The sequence below is a fragment of the Flexivirga sp. B27 genome (genome assembly GCF_052905685.1).
This window is the reverse complement of the sequence record NZ_JBPYUM010000004.1, coordinates 18,446-34,006: the sequence shown is the minus strand read 5'-3', so window position 1 is coordinate 34,006 and position 15,561 is coordinate 18,446. Positions and strand designations below refer to the sequence as shown.

Below are 15,561 nucleotides of genomic sequence, written 5' to 3'. Positions count from 1 at the left end.
TATCGGTGCCGTGGGCTTCCGGAGGCGGCCTACTGCGGTTCGAGCAACTTTCGCTGCTCGACGTCCCCTTCGCCGAGGTGCGTCAGAACGTAGCGGTCACCGTTCAAGTGAATCAGATCCTTGGCGTCCAGCCGGAATCCCAGATGATGTGTCTTCGATGGCTCGCGCCCGAGCCCGGCATGCCGAATACGGTGCCGTGCTGCGTGCGGCGGCCACGCACGGTGAAGCCGTGCCGGCTAGCTGTGCGCGAGACAGATTGGGTCCGAGGCGACCAGCCGGGCGGCGGTCCAGGCGAGGTGGGTGCAGTCCGGGACCACAATGTCGCAGCCCTGACCGACGGCGGGGGTTCCGATGCCGATGACAGCGCCGACTTTGGCGGCCCTTGCTGCACGGATGCCGTTTGAGCTGTCCTCGACGACGATGCAGTCAGAGGTAGCCAGTGCGAGAAGTCGGGCAGCCGTTTCGTAGGGCTCGGGGTTCGGTTTGCCCTTCGTGACCACCTCTGCGGTGACCATGGTTGCGAACGATGGCACCCCGGCGGCCTCCAGTCTCGCCGTGCCGAGCGGGCGGGAAGCGGACGTTACCAAGGCTCGCGATGCGTCCGGGATCTGTTGGATCAGTGCGGCAGCGCCGGGGATCGGAGAAGTGTCTGCTGCTGCCTGCATCTCGAGCAGGTCGATCTCGGCAGTCGCTTCCTCCAGATCCTCCGGCGGAATGAACTGTGCGACCGTGTCCCGTGAGCGTTGACCGTGCATGACGGCGAGCACGGCTTCCGGGTCGAGACGGCGTTCCCGTGCCCAGGTTGCCCAGGCCGCCTCGCCGGTCGCCCGGGAGTCGACGAGCACGCCGTCGTTGTCGAACAGCACGGCCGCGGCCTCGAAGACAGCCGGCGTATGGCGCGAGGAATTGGGCACGAACGTCTCCTTCGTCTCGCCCGGATGAGTCGACTGACAGGCAGCAACCTATGTCGGTCCCGCGTCGGTGGGGATCGTGGACCACAAGGCGGACGTGCTCGTGTATGACGCGGGCAGCGACTCGGCGCATCGCTATTGTGTGAGGTGAGTCACGTCGTTAAACTGCCGAACGGCACTAGCACGGGAGTGATTTCGCCGAATCCGTGGCTCGCCATTGCGGCAGCCTCCGGAGACTGGGACGACTGCTCGTCACCTCTCCCCTCCCACCCAGCACCATCGGGAGGTAGACCCGTGTGTCCGACTTATGCACCCGCCCAGCCCTGCCACGACAGAGCCCTGCTCGATCTGTGGCACCCGCTCGGCTCGATCGACTCCTTTTCGTCGGAACGATCATGGGACGACCAACTGCTCGGCGTGCCACTGACCATTCGACGGCACCCGGACGGCCGGATCACGGTTGCGCGGCGCACATCGGCCGGGTCTGCCGGGGTGGCAGCATCGGGCACGGACGCGGCTGAGAACGACCTGCCGGTCCTGCAACGTTACGGCTACCTGTGGACCTCGCTGGGGACGCCGCGTCACCTTTTCGACGTGCCCCAGTCCGCGGAGCCGGACCGCCGGCTGCTGCATGCCGGATCGGTGACCGTGCACACCTCTGCCGGCCGCAGCATCGAGAATTTCCTCGACATGGCGCACTTCCCGTTCGTGCACACCGGGACGCTCGGCGAGGAGCTGCACACCGAGGTCAAGGACTACAACGTCACCGTCTCGGCCGAGGACCAGGAGATCCTCGCGACCGACTGCGTCTTCTTCCAGCCCAAGGCCGCCATGGGCAGCACAGGCGGCGCCGAGGTCGATTACACCTACCGGGTTCCGCACCCGCACTGCGCGATCCTCTACAAGTCCAGCCCCGGGCACCCGGGGCGGCTGGACGCCATCGCGGTCTTCATCCAGGCCATCGACGAGGAGCACATCCGGGCACACATGTGGTTGTGCCTGCTGGACGACCACATGCCCGACTGGGAGTTGCGTCGCTTCCAGGTCTCCATCTTCGGTCAGGACAAACCCATCCTGGAGAATCAGCTTCCTCGGCGACTTCCATTGGACCCGAGGGCCGAGACCCCGATACGGGCCGACAAGGCAGCCGTTGCCTACCGACGCTGGCTGAGCCAACTCGGCATCCGATACGGCGTGCTGCCGGGAGCCGCGGCATGACCGCCCAGGACTTGCTGCTGACCGCGACGGACGCGTGGCATCCGGTCGCCTCCGAAACAGACCTGGCCTACCGGCATGTCTTCCATGGGCAACTGCTCGGGCAGGAGCTGGCGATCTGGCGAGCCGACGACGGACACGTGAACGTGTGGGAGAACCGGTGTCTGCACCGGGGAGTCCGGCTTTCCATCGCACAGAACGACGGACGCGAGCTGAAGTGTCAGTATCACGGCTGGCGGTATGCGAACCGCACTGCGGCGTGCACCTACATCCCAGCGCACCCCGCGAACGCGCCGGCACGCACCATCACCAACCGCACGTTCCCCGTCCGCGTCGCCCATGGCCTGGTGTGGACCTCCATCGGCCAGCCGACCGAGGACCCCGAGTCGCCCGATGGCTTGGTGCTACGGCCGCTTCCGGTGCGGGCCACAGTCGAGGACGCGATGCAGCTCCTGGTCGCGGATCCGCCCACTGCCCCCGACGGTGCGTCCGGCGTTGCGCATCGCTGCTCCGACTTCAGTGTCGAAGTCCAGGGTGTCGGCCTCTTCATCGTGCAACCGACCGACGCCGCCCGGGTCATCATCCGTGGCGTGCTCGACCCTGATCTGTCACCGGGCTCGGTCCGCGACCGACTGGACCTGCTCCGACACTTCGACCGTGAGATCAGCCGCCTGCGGGACGGCGCGGAGGCAGCAGCAGCACGCAACCCGGCTCCCGAAGAACTCGCCGCGACATACCTGCCCGTCCCCGAAGACCTGGTCGAGGTGCCCGACGGTGACCAGCGCGAGTTGCCGACGCGCGTTCGTGTCGCGCGGGCTTGGGACACGGCAAGTGGTGTGCGTGCGCTCGAGCTCGTGAGCGCCACTGGCGATGCCCTTCCGAGCGGGCAGGCCGGCTCGCACCTCGACGTCGCCCTGCCAGGAGGGCAGGTGCGGCAGTACTCACTCGTGAACGGACCGGGAGAGACCGACCACTACCTGGTCGGCGTCAAACGGACTGCCGACTCCGCAGGTGGCTCGATCGCGGTGCACGAGCATCTCCGGGAAGGTGACGTCCTGGCAGTTTCCTTGCCGCGCAACTGTTTTCCGTTGCGGCGTGACCGGCACCGGACGGTCCTGATCGCGGGAGGCATCGGCCTGACACCGCTACTGGCGATGGCGCAGGCACTGCACCACCAGCAGCTCGGCTACGAACTGCACTACTTCGTGTCCTCCGACGAGGACGTCGCCTTCCGCGAGCGTCTGGAGCAGCTCGACAACGTCCGGATCGTCTGTGGCCTGAGCCCCGCCGAGACCGAGGCAGAGCTGACTCGGATCCTGACCACCGCACTGGACGACGACAGCCAAGCCTATTTCTGCGGACCCCCGCCGATGCTCGAGCTCGCCACCGCGGTCGCCCGCACAACAGGCTGGGCGAAGGACGCGGTCCACGTCGAATACTTCCGCAATGACATCGAAATCGACGACAGCAGCCAGTTCGAGGTCGTCCTCGCACGATCGGTCATGACCCTCACCGTCCAACCGGGCAAGAGCATCCTGGAGACGCTGCGGGAAGCAGGAGTCGTGGTGCCCTCGTCCTGCGAACAGGGTGCCTGCGGCACGTGCCGGACGACTGTCATCGAGGGAACTCCCGACCACCAGGACGTCTACCTCGACGACGACGAAAAGGCCGCGTGTGACTCGATCATGACCTGCGTCTCACGTTCCCTGACACCGCAACTGACCCTGGATCTATGAGGTGCCGCCGATGATCACCCTGTATGACGACGAGACCTCCGCCGACTGCTACCGGGTGCGCGTCCTGCTGGACGTCCTCGGGCTCGACTTCCGGTCGATCGCACTGGAGGAGTACGACGCCGGCCCGGACGCGCCCCGACCGAGCGTGGTGCTCGTCGATCCAGCGTGCTCACCACCGGCGGTGGTGCACGACTCGGGCGCAGCGCTCACCTACCTGTGTGCGACCTACGACGAGTCACGACGTCTGTGGGGAGGCGGACAACCCGCAAAGCTGGCGCAGGTGCTCGACTGGCTGGCGTTGTCCAGCTCCCTGTCGGCGACCGCCGGTGCCGCACGCCGACAGCAGTCCTTCGGCGATCGGCTCGACGACGTCGACGGGGCACAAGCAGAGGCACACCGGCTGCTCCGCTTCATGGACCGCCACCTCTGGTTCGGTGAGCAACAGGGTGACGACTTCCTCGTCGGCGAATTCTCCGTCGCCGACATCGCCTGCTTCGGCGACGCCGTGCTCTGCGAGGAGGGCGGCATCAGTCAGCAGGACTATCCAGCAGTGCGGCGCTGGTTCGACCGCGTCAAGAGAGCTCCGGGAGTGCCATTGATGTCTGGGATATTTCCTGCTCCCCAGGAGCGTCCGGCATGAGCACCGAGACCGCCGAGCGGCACCCGGTCGACGAGAAGCTTCCGGTCGGGAAGCTGGCCGTCTACGGGTTCCAGCACGTCCTGGCGTTCTTCGCCGGCGGGGCGATCGTCATACCGATCCTCGTGGCTTCCGCTCTCGGACTGACGAATGCGCAGCTGGTGCATCTCATCAGCGCCGCGTTGTTGACGTGCGGCATCGCCTCGATCGTGCAGTCGGTCGGCTTCTGGAAGGTGGGCGTCCGGCTCCCCCTGCTGCAGGGAGTGGCGTTCGCAGCGGTCGCTCCCATGATCGCGATCGGCTCGGCCGCCGGCGGCGGCACCGAGGGTCTGCGCACTGTGTATGGCGCCATCATCATCTGCGGGATCATCACCTTTTTGGTTGCGCATCTCTTCGGCAAGATCGTGCGCTTCTTCCCACCCGTGGTGACCGGATCCGTCCTCACGATCATCGGTCTCGCACTCCTTCCTGTGGCCGCGACGACTGCGGCCGGCGGCGAGGGCCCTGGGCTCGACCCGGGCAGCACCAAGAACTTGGCCTACGCGCTCGGGACCTTGGCGTTCATCGTGCTCATCCAGAAGGTGTCGAAGAAGTTCTTGTCGACGATCGGGGTGCTGCTCGCGCTCGTGATCGGCACGGGCGTGGCGTGGGTGCTCGGCGACACGAATTTCTCCGAGGTCGGGAAGGCGAGCGTTGTTGGCGTCGCCGGACCGTTCCAGTTCGGGGCGCCACACTTCTCGGTCGGACCCGTGATCACCATGATGTTCGTCATCGTGATCACTGCCATCGAGACCACCGGAGCGGTGTTCGCGGTTTCGGAGATCGTCGACCGGCGGGTGAAGGAGGACGACATCAGTCGAGCCATGAGGGCCGACGGACTGTCGGTCGCCGTCGGCGGAGTGCTCAATTCCTTCCCCTACACCTGCTTCAGTGAGAATGTCGGCCTGGTGCGACTCACCCGGGTCAAGAGCCGGTGGGTCATCGCCGCAGCGGGCGTCATCATGATGCTGCTCGGAGTGTTTCCGAAGTTTGCTGCCGTCATCACCGCCATTCCGGCACCGGTGCTGGGCGGAGCGTCCCTGGCGATGTTTGCCATGGTGACCGTCGTCGGGATCGAGATCCTCGGCAAGGTCGACTTCAACGACCACCGCAACTCGATGATCGTTGCCGCGAGCATCGGGATCGGCGTCTACGTGACCACCCAGCCGGACGTGAAGGATGCCGTGCCGGAATGGGCGGGGAACATCCTGGGCAGTGGCATCACGGCTGGAGCCGTCACCGCCATCGGGCTGAACCTGATCTTTCACCACCTCGGCCGCGGTAAGAAGCAGGTCGACTCGGCGCCTGCCGACGGCGGCGAGGAACCGCTGCCGGCGCTGTCCGGAGATAGATAGCCCGGGAGCATCGGGGGACTGGCCGCTCGTCACCTCGCTGGACTGTGCTTCGTGCGGTGGTTCGCGTTGAAGCGCGCCTTCTTCTGACGATTTCCGCAAGTGCCCATGTCGCACCACTTGCGAGTCCGGCTCTGGCTGGTGTCGAAGAACGCGGCTCGGCAGGTGGGTGAGGCGCACAACGCGAGTCGTCCGTCGCGCTCGCCCGAGATGATGTTGATCGCGTCGGCGGCGATCACGCCGAGGGCATCTTCGACGCTCGAGTCCGGAAGTCGCCATACGCGCTCGCCGTCGAGGGTCAGGGCGGCTGCAGCCCGGCCAGCAGCATTGCAATCATTGATGATTCGTATGGCGTTCTTCGGCAGCGCGTCCCCGATCGCGGCCGCCGTCGCGGCGGCGTGGATCGCCTCCCGGAGCTTGCGTGCACCCTTCAGCTGGGCCTCTGTGCACGACTGCGCATCAAGACCCCACACCGCCAGCCAATCGACGAGTCGTTGCGGTGTCGGGATGCGCTCGACGGGCTCGCCCTCACGCTCCGTCAGAGTCGCGGTGAAGCTCGTCGCGAGCACGCTGCCGAGTCGGAAGTCGGGGAAGTCAGCAGGCATGGAACCACCTTAGCCGGTTGCGACGGTGTCGACTGCGGTGGTAGAACCGTCTTAGATGGTTCTTGATCACGGGGTTTCGATGCGGTCTCCTCCGCTTCGCTCCCCAGACCTACTAACCCGCATGGAAGTGGAGCTGCGATGACCAGCCCGATCGAGGAAGTCCAACCCTTCGAAGCGCATGCGACCGATGCCGACCTCGACGAACTGCACGCCCGACTCTCCGCGGCGCGCCTGCCGGAGCGCGAGACCGTGTATGGCGCCCCGGCCGGGCCGCGCCGGTGGGACCAGGGTGTTCCGCTCGCCGACCTCGTCGACGTCGTGAACTACTGGCGTACCGGTTACGACTGGCGGTCCTTCGAAGCGCGCTTGAACCAACTCGGACAGTTCCGCACGGCGATCGACGGACTCGGGATCCACTTCCTGCACCGCAGGTCCACGCGCGCGGATGCGACTCCGCTGATCATGACGCACGGCTGGCCGGGAAGCATCACCGAATTCGTCGACGTCGCAGACGAATTGGCGAATCCCGCGGACGCCGACGCGACGGCGTTCCACGTCGTGATTCCGTCGCTCCCCGGCTTCGGCTACAGCGACAAGCCGGCCAGCACCGGGTGGGGCACCGAGAGGATCGCGGCCGCCTGGGTCGAGCTGATGGGCAGGCTCGGCTACGAGAAGTTCCTGGCCCAGGGCGGAGACTGGGGCGGCAACATCACCACGGTGCTGGCAGGCAGGTTCCCGCAACGCGTGCTCGGCATACACACCACGTTCGCTGAGGGACCGCCCGGACTCACGACGGACGGGCTGACCGCGGAGGAGCGTCGGTGGGCCGAGGAGACGCACGACTTCTGGCACCACCGGGCGGCATACGCGAAGCAACAGGCGACCCGGCCACAGACCATCGGCTACTCACTCGTCGATTCACCGGTCGGCCTCCTTGCCTGGATCCTGGACAAGTTCGCCGAGTGGTCGGACAGTCAGGACAGCCCGTTCGAGCGGATCTCCCGAGACCGCATCCTGGACGACGTCACGCTCTATTGGCTGACGCGCACCGGCGCATCAGCCGCGCGCATCTACTACGAGAGCCACAACTCCCTGGACCCCGACCTTCGGGTCGATGTGCCTGCGGCAATCACTATGTATCCCAAGGACATTGAGAAGTATCCGCGGCCGTGGGCGGAGCAGCGGTTCCGCCGGATCGTCCGCTGGAGCGAGCCGGACGCGGGCGGGCACTTCCCGTCGCTGGAGGTGCCGGACTTCTTCGTCCATGATGTGCGTGAGGGACTTGCCGCCGTGCTGGCCACTCAGGAGTGAGAGCCTCTGGGCAATGCAGCGTCCACCGCGGCTTCGACGTGCAGACGTGTGGTGGGGAAGACGGGCACCGGACTGTCGGTTGCCGAGATCAGTAGCTCGATCTCGGTGCAGCCGAGTATGACGCCCTCGGCGCCGGCTTGGACCAGGCGGCCAATGATCTCGCGGTACGCCTGCCGGGACTCTTCCCTGACCACGCCCACGCAGAGCTCGTCATAGGTGATGCGGTGCACCTCGGCTCGATCTGCGGGCCCGGGAACGAGCACCTGGAGACCATGGCTTGCAAGTCGCTCGCGGTAGAAGTCCTGCTCCATCGTGAACGCGGTCCCCAGCAGGCCGACCGATGTGATCCCCGCGTGCGTCACCGCCTGCGCGGTCGCGTCACCCAGGTGCAGCGGAATGCCGATCGCAGCCTGGACCTGCTCGGCGACCTTGTGCATGGTGTTGGTGCAGATGAGCAGGAGTTCGGCCCCGGCCGCTTCCAGCCCCCTGGCAGCCTCGGCCAGCAGGTCGCCCGCTTCGTCCCACCGACCGCCGACCTGCAGTGCCTCCACCTCGGCGAAATCGACTGAGGACAACACGATTCGGGCCGAGTGCAGACCGCCGAGTCGTTCCCGGACCAGCTCGTTGGCCAGCTTGTAATACTGCGCGCTGGACTCCCAGCTCATCCCGCCCAGCATTCCGATCACCCGCTGCGCACCGGTTGTCACGGCGGGCGCATCCATCTTCTTCGGCATGCAATTCATTATGTGCTCGGCGCGGCATACGCGAGCCCTCCCGGACGCAGGCTCCGGAACATCGAGCGGACGATTCTGGTTGCCACTCATATGACTTCTCTCGCCATACGGACCATTGATGCGCTTCGCCAGGAGCACGACACACTCGCCAACATCGCGTCCAAATTGACCGACGACCAGCTGTCCGGGCCATCCGGCGCGAGCGAGTGGCCAGTCGCCCAGGTGCTCTCACACCTGGGCAGCGGCTCGGAGATCACCCTCGCCGGCCTGCGGGCGGCACTGGGTGACGGCGACGCCCCGGGCGACGACTTCAACCGGAAGGTGTGGGAGCGCTGGGACGCGATGACGCCCGACGAGCAACGCGCCGGCTTCCTCGAGCACGACGCCCGACTGGTCGAAGCGCTGGAAAGCCTGACGCCGGAGCAGCATTCGTCGCTCACGGTGTCGCTCGGCTTCCTCCACGCGCCGGTCAGCGTCGCGACGTTTGCCGGGCTGCGACTCAACGAGGCATCCCATCACAGCTGGGACGTGCGCGTCGCCGGCGATCGTGGCGCGGGACTCCTCGACGACAGTGCGTCCGCACTTCTCGAGCATCTCTCGGGTGACCTGGCCATGTTGCTCGGTTTCGCGGGCAAGGCCGACCGTGTCCAGGACCGTGTGGTCCTGACCGTCGGTGAGACAGGGTATGCCGTCGTCATCGACGACACAGTCAGTCTGGCGACCGAAACCGACGGCGGCACAGCGACATTCGAGGGTCCGACCGAGGCCGCGCTGCGGCTGACCGCCGGCCGGCTCGGACCGATCCACACCCCGGTCGACGTGGTGGTGACCGGCAATGTCACTCTCGACCAACTGCGTGAGGTCTTCCCCGGCTTCTGAGCACCACGCCTGACCGTCAGTTGGTTGTATGCCGCCGCCGGCGCCAATAGCTGACGGCCAGGGCGCCGAGCAACGGACCCCACAGCAGCAGCGGCCCGTAGGCCAGGAAGCCGAGCACACCCTGCCAGTCGTCGAAGCTGACCGGGGGAGTATCCGTCTGCTTGCTGCCGTCGACCCGGCGTCCCAGCGAGAAGCTGATCGCGGTCCAGGTGCATACGACCGTCAGGATCGTGGCGCCGACGACGGCCGGCACGACCGCGAACAGCGTCGGCACCCGGCGGCGACGCAGCAGCGGGATCCAGCGCGGGAACACCTCGCCCCACCCCGCGATCAGACCGAACGCGGTGAACGCCACCAGCTCCGACACGACCGACAGCAGCACGACATACACCTCGAGCGGCAGCCCGGGCACTCCGGAGCCGATGCTGCCTGCCGCGGCGCCATGCCCCAGGTCACCGCGGCCGATCGGCAGGTGGAGGGTGCACAGCGCGATGCGCCACAGGCTCGACGGAAGCACCGCGAGGATGACCGCGACAGCAGCCCGGCGCGTCCAACGCGGCGCCCCAGGCACGGGATCGTGGGCATAACTCCACGCGCCGCGCACCCGCCGCACGGGGCCGGTGTCGAGGACGGTCACGGTGGACCTGTCGCATTCAGTGGACATGACAACTCATTTCAGGGACTACTGGTCAGGTCACCCAGCAAACTCCGGTCCGGGCCGGACCGCTTCACCCTGCAGAGTGATTCAATTCGCTCCATTGGGGGATGTCGTCGCACGGCGAGCACGGAATCGTCATGGCTACCAACCGGAAACCGATGACGAAGGGGACAACCCGTGCAGATTTCGACCGCAGAGCACCGTGCGCAGCCATGGCGCATCCACGAGTTCACCAAGGACTTCGAGGTCGAGGATGTATGGCGCTACCGCACACGCGGCGCCGGTCCCGACGACTTCCCGCTGATGCGGGCTGCGATGCGCGCGACCAACCGGCACGATCAGCAGGACCCGGTGACGCGGGTGCTGTTCGACATACGGTGGAAGCTGGGTGCGCTGTTGAAGTGGGACAGCCCCTCGGAATCCATTGGTGGGCGGGTGGATTCGCTGCGTGATCGCCTGCCCGACGACCTGCGCGAAGCCGTGCAATCGGACGACCCCAACATCCCCTTCACTCCCGTCTATGAACTGTCGGACGAGTGCGCCGAGGAGTTGGCCAACAAGACCGTCCACACGATCTGCCACCTCGGCTGGGTGCAGGGCGAGGACGGCGACTACGAGCTGCGGATGGCTGCGCTCGTCAAGCCGAACGGGCGACTCGGGAAGCTGTATATGACTGCCATCAAACCGATTCGGCGACTCATCGTCTATCCGCTGCTGACCCGGCGATGGGAGCGCGCGTGGCGCGACCGCGCCGACCTGCTGGCCAATACGCCGGGCAGTGCCGCCTGATGCACGTCGTCGAATCCGGCCGCGTCGACGGGCAGCCGATCGTCTTCTTGCACGGACTCATCGGCTCGACGGCGTGGTGGGATCCGGTGCTGCCCGCCTTCGCCGAGTGGCGCGTGGTGCGGATCGACCTGCTGGGACACGGCGGGTCGACCGCGCCATACAGCGGGTATGGCGTTGCGGCACAAGCGGATCGGGTCGCCGACGCCCTCGACCGCATCGGGGTGTCGCGTGCGATCGTGGTGGGGCACTCGTTCGGCGGTCTGGTCGCGACGGCCCTGGCCCAGCAGGCTCCGGGTTTGGTCCGCGCCGTCAGTCTCATCGGCACGCCGCCGAGCGCCGAGTCGATCGCCGGCGAACGCGCGAACAGTCGGCTGCTCGCTGCTCCCGTCCTCGGCCCGCTGGTATGGCGCCTGCGCCTCGAGCCGCTCGCTCGTGCCGCGCTGCGCGCTTCGATCAAGACCGAGGCCGCAGACCTCGACCGGATCGTGGCCGCCTCGCTGCGGGTCGACCACCACACCTGCGTCGCGACATACGCCGCAGGGTTCGAATTCATGTGTGCGAGAACGGTGCCCGAGCGACTGGCTCGGTTGCCACTTCCGGTGCAGGTGATCTTCGGCGGCCACGAGCAGCGCCGACGTCCGGCGAAGGTCGAGGACTATCGCAGTGTCCCGGGTGTGCGGATCGACATCGTCGCCGACTCCGGTCACACGCCGATGTTCGACGACCCAGAGACCACGGCAGCGTTCATTGCTGACTTCGCGAGTCATCCGCGGTGGCTCGTGACCAGGTGCGCGTAGACCACGATGTTGTCGAGGTAGTGGCCGGTGGTCCTGTCGAATTTGCCGATGCACGAAATCAGTCGCAGTCCGGCGTGGTTGATGTTGCCGTAGACCGTGGAGGTCGGGAACTTCGCCTTGGGGTAGTGCTCGAGGCTGTCGACCCGGAACGTCGCGACGGTGTGGTCAGCTCGGGCGACCCGGATCTTGTCACCGGGACGTAGTTCGCCGAGGCGGAAGAAGATGGATCGCCCGTCCTTGGCCGCATCGGTGTGCCCGACGATCACGGACGGCCCGAGTTGACCGGGGGTGGGTGATCCGGTGTACCAGCCGGCCGGCACTCCGCCGGTTGCCGGCGGCACGTCGATTGCACCGTGCGCATCGGTGCCGTATGCCGCCAGGTGGGAGTGCTCGATATCGATCGCCGGGATGGTCAGCGCCGTCGGCCTGGAACGTTTGAGGACCTTGCCGACGGTGGACGGCTTCGCGTCCGGGGACGGTGTCGTGCTTTGGGACGGTGGCGCCTTCGTGCTGGGAGCGGGCAGATCACCCTCTGCGGCGGTGTGTGCCGCGGAGGCGGGCGGTGTCGCGGCGTGCTCCTGGCCCCGGATGCCGATGACGACCAGCACCACGGCGGCGAGGGCGAGCACGCCGGCCACCACGGCCGCCATACGGCGACCGTGGTGGCCGAACATGTTGTCACCCATAGTGATTCAGTCAGGACGGGTCAGTGCTGCTTGCCGAACCGGCGACGCATCGCGAGCACCGCTCCGGCACCGAGCACCAGTGCGCCGGCGCCGTAGAACAGGCCCATGTCCTGGGTGCCGGAGGTCGAGCCGCCACCGGTCGAGACTCCACCGGAGGGCATCGTGTTCATCTGGGACTGCTCCAACTTGCCGCACAACGCCGGAGCAGTGCCGATCAGCGCGAGCTTCTTGCTCGCACCGGGCAGCGTCACGCCGAGCGAGTTGGGCGTGCTCAGCGACGCCTTCGGTGCGGTTGTCGGGTTGAGTCCGTGCACCACGACGACCGCCTTCCGGTTCTTCAACGCCGTCATCGTGTCGGCATTGACGGTGAAGGTGCGCTTGTAGGTGTAGCTGCCACCACCGGGAGCCTTGGTCACGTCGGTGGCTGTCGAGGCGTCGGTCGCACCCTTCGTCGAGAAGGTGGTGCCGATCTTGCCGTAGGCAGGCTGCCCCTCGACGGTGCTGATCACGCCGTCACCGTTCTTGTCCGCCGAAGCCGTCGGGCAGGAGTCCCCGCCGTTGATGTGGATGTGCTGCACGTGCGGGAAGGGCGCGCCCGCGAACGATGTCGGTATGCCGAGCGCGTCCAGCGTCTTCTTGTCCTTCGGGAGGTTCGTGGCCAGGCCGGAAACCTTCTCGTTGACGGTCAATTGGTCGCCCTTCAGCGTCAACCACACGCTCCCCGAGGCAGCGTCGGACGGAGTGTTCAGCGCCACCGGCGCCAGCTTCGCCTGGTAGGTCGTGTCACCGGAATCGCCCGCGGCATGCGCGGCCGGTGCCCCCACGCCCAGCGCGGTGACACACGCCAGTGCCGGAACCGCCGACAGCATCAGCTTCTTCTTCGTTTGCATGACTAGCTTCCCTTTCCTCGGACGACGACAGGGCAGTTGCTCCGCCGACAATTCGTCGCGCACCGGACACCGAAGGAAGCCCGCAGAGCCGACGAACATGAGTGATTCGGCACAGTCGGGCAGGCGGATTGGTAAGAGAAGCACATGTTTTCGCGCAGTCGCGCCGACTCCCGGGCCAGAACCCTCCGGAGATGCCAGACTGCCGGTAGCGGCGACGACTCCGAGGAGGACGTGACATGGCGACCGTGGTCCTGATCGGCACGATGGACACCAAGCGCGACGAATATGCCTGGCTGGCCGAGCAGGTCCGCGGCCACGGTGCACACGTGACGCGGCTCGACGTCGGCACCTTCTCCGACGCCGATGCGGATGTCACTCCGGCAGAAGTCGCAGCCGCAGCAGGACACGACCTCGCCCAGTTGAAGGAGAGCAACGACCGTGGCGCCGCGATGGATGCGATGGCCGACGGTGCGGCGAACGTCCTGCTGCGTCTCTTCGACGAGGGAAAGGTCGACGGCGTCCTCGCGCTCGGCGGCTCCGGCGGATCGTCGGTCGCCTCCCGCGCCATGCGGGCGTTGCCGGTCGGAGTGCCGAAGCTCCTCGTGTCGACGATGGCGGCCGGCGACGTTGCGCCATACGTCGGCGAATCCGACGTCACCATGATGTATTCCGTTGTCGACGTCGCCGGGATCAACTCGGTGTCCGCGCAGGTCTTCGGCAACGCCGCTGCGGCCATCGCGGGTATGGCGAAAGCGGAGGAGACCCGCCGCAACGCGCCGGACGGCGAGCACAAGCCGCTGATCGGGCTGAGCATGTTCGGCCTGACCACGCCTGCCGTGGACGAGGCGCGTGCGGAGCTGGTCGACCTCGGCTACGAGCCGCTGGTCTTCCACGCCACCGGCGCCGGCGGCCGGGCGATGGAGAAGCTCGCCACCGACGGCCGGCTGGCCGGCGTGCTCGACCTGACCACAACGGAGCTCGCCGACGACCTGGTCGGCGGTGTGCTCAGCGCCGGCCCACGTCGCCTGGAGGCCGCCGGAGCCGCAGGCATCCCGCAGGTCGTCTCTCTCGGAGCACTCGACATGGTCAACTTCGGGCCACGCGAGCTGGTGCCTGAGCGCTTCGACGACCGCACCTTCGTGGTCCACAACCCGACCGTCACCTTGATGCGGACCACGCCCGAGGAGAACACCGAGCTGGGTCGCCGCATCGGCGCCAAGCTGGCTGCAGCGACCGGTCCGACCACCCTGCTGATCCCGCTGCGCGGGGTGAGCGGCATCGACGTCGACGGTGGGCCGTTCCACGAACCCGAAGCAGACACAGCACTTTTCGACGCAGTCCGCACGGCAGTGGGGGATGCCGTCGAGGTCATCGAGATCGACCAACACCTCAACGACGAGGGCTTCGGACGTGACGCCGCCCGACGTCTGCACGCACTGATCACCGCAGCGCACTGACCGCTGAGCCCGCAAGGAGACCCACATGGACCGCAACACCGCACTCACCCGACTGCGCGAGACCGCAGCCTCCGGCCGGCCCGTCATCGGCGGAGGCGCCGGCACCGGCATCTCCGCCAAATCGGCCGAAGCCGGCGGCATCGACCTGCTGATCATCTACAACTCCGGCCGCTATCGGATGGCCGGACGCGGCTCTCTCGCAGGCCTTTTGGCGTATGGCGACGCGAATGCCATCGTGATGGAGATGGCCGACGAGGTGCTCCCGGTCGTGCATGACACACCGGTCCTGGCCGGGGTGAACGGCACTGATCCCTTCCGCGTCATGGGCCGCTTCCTCGACGAGGTCAAGGCCGCCGGGTTCGCCGGGGTGCAGAATTTCCCGACCGTCGGACTCATCGACGGGACCTTCCGCGCCAACCTGGAGGAGACCGGGATGGGCTTCGACCTCGAGGTCGACATGATCCGGGCCGCGCACGAGCGCGAATTGCTCACCACGCCATACGTTTTCGACACCGACCAGGCGCGTGCGATGGCCGATGCCGGTGCTGATGTGCTCGTGCCGCACATGGGGCTGACCACCAAGGGATCCATCGGCGCCGACACGGCTCTCACCCTGGACGAGTGTGTCGACCGGGTCCAGGCGATGCGCGACGCGGCTGTCGAGGTCAACCCGGACGTGATGGTGCTCTGCCACGGCGGGCCCATCGCCGAGCCGGCGGACGCCCAATACGTGCTGGAGCGCACGGACGGCGTCGTGGGATTCTTCGGCGCCAGCTCGATCGAGCGGCTGCCCACCGAGGTCGCCATACGAGAGCAGACCGAGAAGTTCAAGGCCGTCACGTTCGGCAGCAACGAGTAGGAGCAG

The 15,561-nt window shown here is 67.0% G+C and carries 16 protein-coding genes; 10 read left to right on the top strand and 6 right to left on the bottom strand.

What is annotated here, in order from left to right; translation table 11 throughout:
* Positions 1 to 236: 236 nt before the first annotated feature.
* Positions 237 to 914: an HAD-IA family hydrolase gene (locus ACSZL9_RS15450; protein WP_446666407.1), complete on the bottom strand. Its 678-nt coding sequence runs from the start codon at positions 912 to 914 to the stop codon at positions 237 to 239.
* A gap of 291 nt (positions 915 to 1,205) precedes the next feature.
* Here ACSZL9_RS15450 and ACSZL9_RS15445 point away from each other — a divergent pair, with 291 nt between their 5' ends.
* The 4 genes from ACSZL9_RS15445 to ACSZL9_RS15430 are packed head-to-tail and all read left to right on the top strand — an operon-like array spanning position 1,206 to position 5,893.
* Positions 1,206 to 2,129: a hypothetical protein gene (locus ACSZL9_RS15445; RefSeq protein WP_446666406.1), complete on the top strand. Its 924-nt coding sequence runs from the start codon at positions 1,206 to 1,208 to the stop codon at positions 2,127 to 2,129.
* Positions 2,126 to 3,862 (top strand): Rieske 2Fe-2S domain-containing protein, encoded by a 1,737-nt coding sequence (locus ACSZL9_RS15440; protein ID WP_446666405.1) that lies wholly within the window; start codon positions 2,126 to 2,128, stop codon positions 3,860 to 3,862. The genes ACSZL9_RS15445 and ACSZL9_RS15440 overlap by 4 nt, the downstream gene beginning before the upstream one ends.
* Before the next feature lie 10 nt (positions 3,863 to 3,872).
* The gene (locus tag ACSZL9_RS15435) at positions 3,873 to 4,502 is read left to right on the top strand and encodes a glutathione S-transferase family protein (RefSeq protein WP_446666404.1); all 630 of its coding nucleotides are present in this window, start codon (positions 3,873 to 3,875) and stop codon (positions 4,500 to 4,502) included.
* Complete coding sequence (locus tag ACSZL9_RS15430) at positions 4,499 to 5,893, top strand: nucleobase:cation symporter-2 family protein (RefSeq protein WP_446666403.1); 1,395 nt, start codon at positions 4,499 to 4,501, stop codon at positions 5,891 to 5,893. The genes ACSZL9_RS15435 and ACSZL9_RS15430 overlap by 4 nt, the downstream gene beginning before the upstream one ends.
* Before the next feature lie 29 nt (positions 5,894 to 5,922).
* On the opposite strand, the gene ACSZL9_RS15425 is transcribed toward ACSZL9_RS15430, so the two are convergent.
* Positions 5,923 to 6,495, bottom strand: a complete 573-nt coding sequence (locus ACSZL9_RS15425) for a CGNR zinc finger domain-containing protein (protein ID WP_446666402.1) — start codon at positions 6,493 to 6,495, stop codon at positions 5,923 to 5,925.
* Between the two features lie 138 nt (positions 6,496 to 6,633).
* Between ACSZL9_RS15425 and ACSZL9_RS15420 the strand changes: the two genes are divergently transcribed.
* The gene (locus tag ACSZL9_RS15420) at positions 6,634 to 7,806 is read left to right on the top strand and encodes an epoxide hydrolase family protein (RefSeq protein ID WP_446666401.1); all 1,173 of its coding nucleotides are present in this window, start codon (positions 6,634 to 6,636) and stop codon (positions 7,804 to 7,806) included.
* Here the strand turns inward: ACSZL9_RS15420 and ACSZL9_RS15415 are convergent.
* A complete protein-coding gene (locus tag ACSZL9_RS15415; protein WP_446666400.1) occupies positions 7,797 to 8,540 on the bottom strand; it encodes an aspartate/glutamate racemase family protein in 744 nt (247 codons plus the stop codon). The genes ACSZL9_RS15420 and ACSZL9_RS15415 overlap by 10 nt on opposite strands.
* A gap of 90 nt (positions 8,541 to 8,630) precedes the next feature.
* Between ACSZL9_RS15415 and ACSZL9_RS15410 the strand changes: the two genes are divergently transcribed.
* Positions 8,631 to 9,419: a maleylpyruvate isomerase family mycothiol-dependent enzyme gene (locus tag ACSZL9_RS15410; RefSeq protein ID WP_446666399.1), complete on the top strand. Its 789-nt coding sequence runs from the start codon at positions 8,631 to 8,633 to the stop codon at positions 9,417 to 9,419.
* Positions 9,420 to 9,435: 16 nt separating this feature from the next.
* On the opposite strand, the gene ACSZL9_RS15405 is transcribed toward ACSZL9_RS15410, so the two are convergent.
* Positions 9,436 to 10,083, bottom strand: coding sequence for a hypothetical protein (locus ACSZL9_RS15405; protein ID WP_446666398.1), 648 nt, complete (start codon positions 10,081 to 10,083; stop codon positions 9,436 to 9,438).
* A gap of 171 nt (positions 10,084 to 10,254) precedes the next feature.
* On the opposite strand from ACSZL9_RS15405, the gene ACSZL9_RS15400 reads away from it, so the two are divergent.
* Together ACSZL9_RS15400 and ACSZL9_RS15395 are read left to right on the top strand one after the other, a co-directional pair.
* Positions 10,255 to 10,866: a DUF2867 domain-containing protein gene (locus ACSZL9_RS15400; RefSeq protein WP_446666397.1), complete on the top strand. Its 612-nt coding sequence runs from the start codon at positions 10,255 to 10,257 to the stop codon at positions 10,864 to 10,866.
* Positions 10,866 to 11,663 carry an alpha/beta fold hydrolase gene (locus ACSZL9_RS15395; RefSeq protein ID WP_446666396.1) on the top strand — a complete coding sequence of 266 codons (798 nt, stop codon included), beginning with the start codon at positions 10,866 to 10,868 and terminating at the stop codon, positions 11,661 to 11,663. The genes ACSZL9_RS15400 and ACSZL9_RS15395 overlap by 1 nt, the downstream gene beginning before the upstream one ends.
* On the opposite strand, the gene ACSZL9_RS15390 is transcribed toward ACSZL9_RS15395, so the two are convergent.
* Positions 11,630 to 12,349: a class F sortase gene (locus ACSZL9_RS15390; protein ID WP_446666395.1), complete on the bottom strand. Its 720-nt coding sequence runs from the start codon at positions 12,347 to 12,349 to the stop codon at positions 11,630 to 11,632. The two genes, ACSZL9_RS15395 and ACSZL9_RS15390, sit on opposite strands and share 34 nt — an antisense overlap.
* A 20-nt stretch (positions 12,350 to 12,369) precedes the next feature.
* Positions 12,370 to 13,239: a hypothetical protein gene (locus tag ACSZL9_RS15385; RefSeq protein ID WP_446666394.1), complete on the bottom strand. Its 870-nt coding sequence runs from the start codon at positions 13,237 to 13,239 to the stop codon at positions 12,370 to 12,372.
* Positions 13,240 to 13,475: 236 nt separating this feature from the next.
* Between ACSZL9_RS15385 and ACSZL9_RS15380 the strand changes: the two genes are divergently transcribed.
* Positions 13,476 to 14,696, top strand: a complete 1,221-nt coding sequence (locus ACSZL9_RS15380) for a Tm-1-like ATP-binding domain-containing protein (RefSeq protein WP_446666393.1) — start codon at positions 13,476 to 13,478, stop codon at positions 14,694 to 14,696.
* A gap of 25 nt (positions 14,697 to 14,721) precedes the next feature.
* Positions 14,722 to 15,555: a phosphoenolpyruvate hydrolase family protein gene (locus ACSZL9_RS15375; RefSeq protein ID WP_446666392.1), complete on the top strand. Its 834-nt coding sequence runs from the start codon at positions 14,722 to 14,724 to the stop codon at positions 15,553 to 15,555.
* Positions 15,556 to 15,561: the final 6 nt, after the last annotated feature.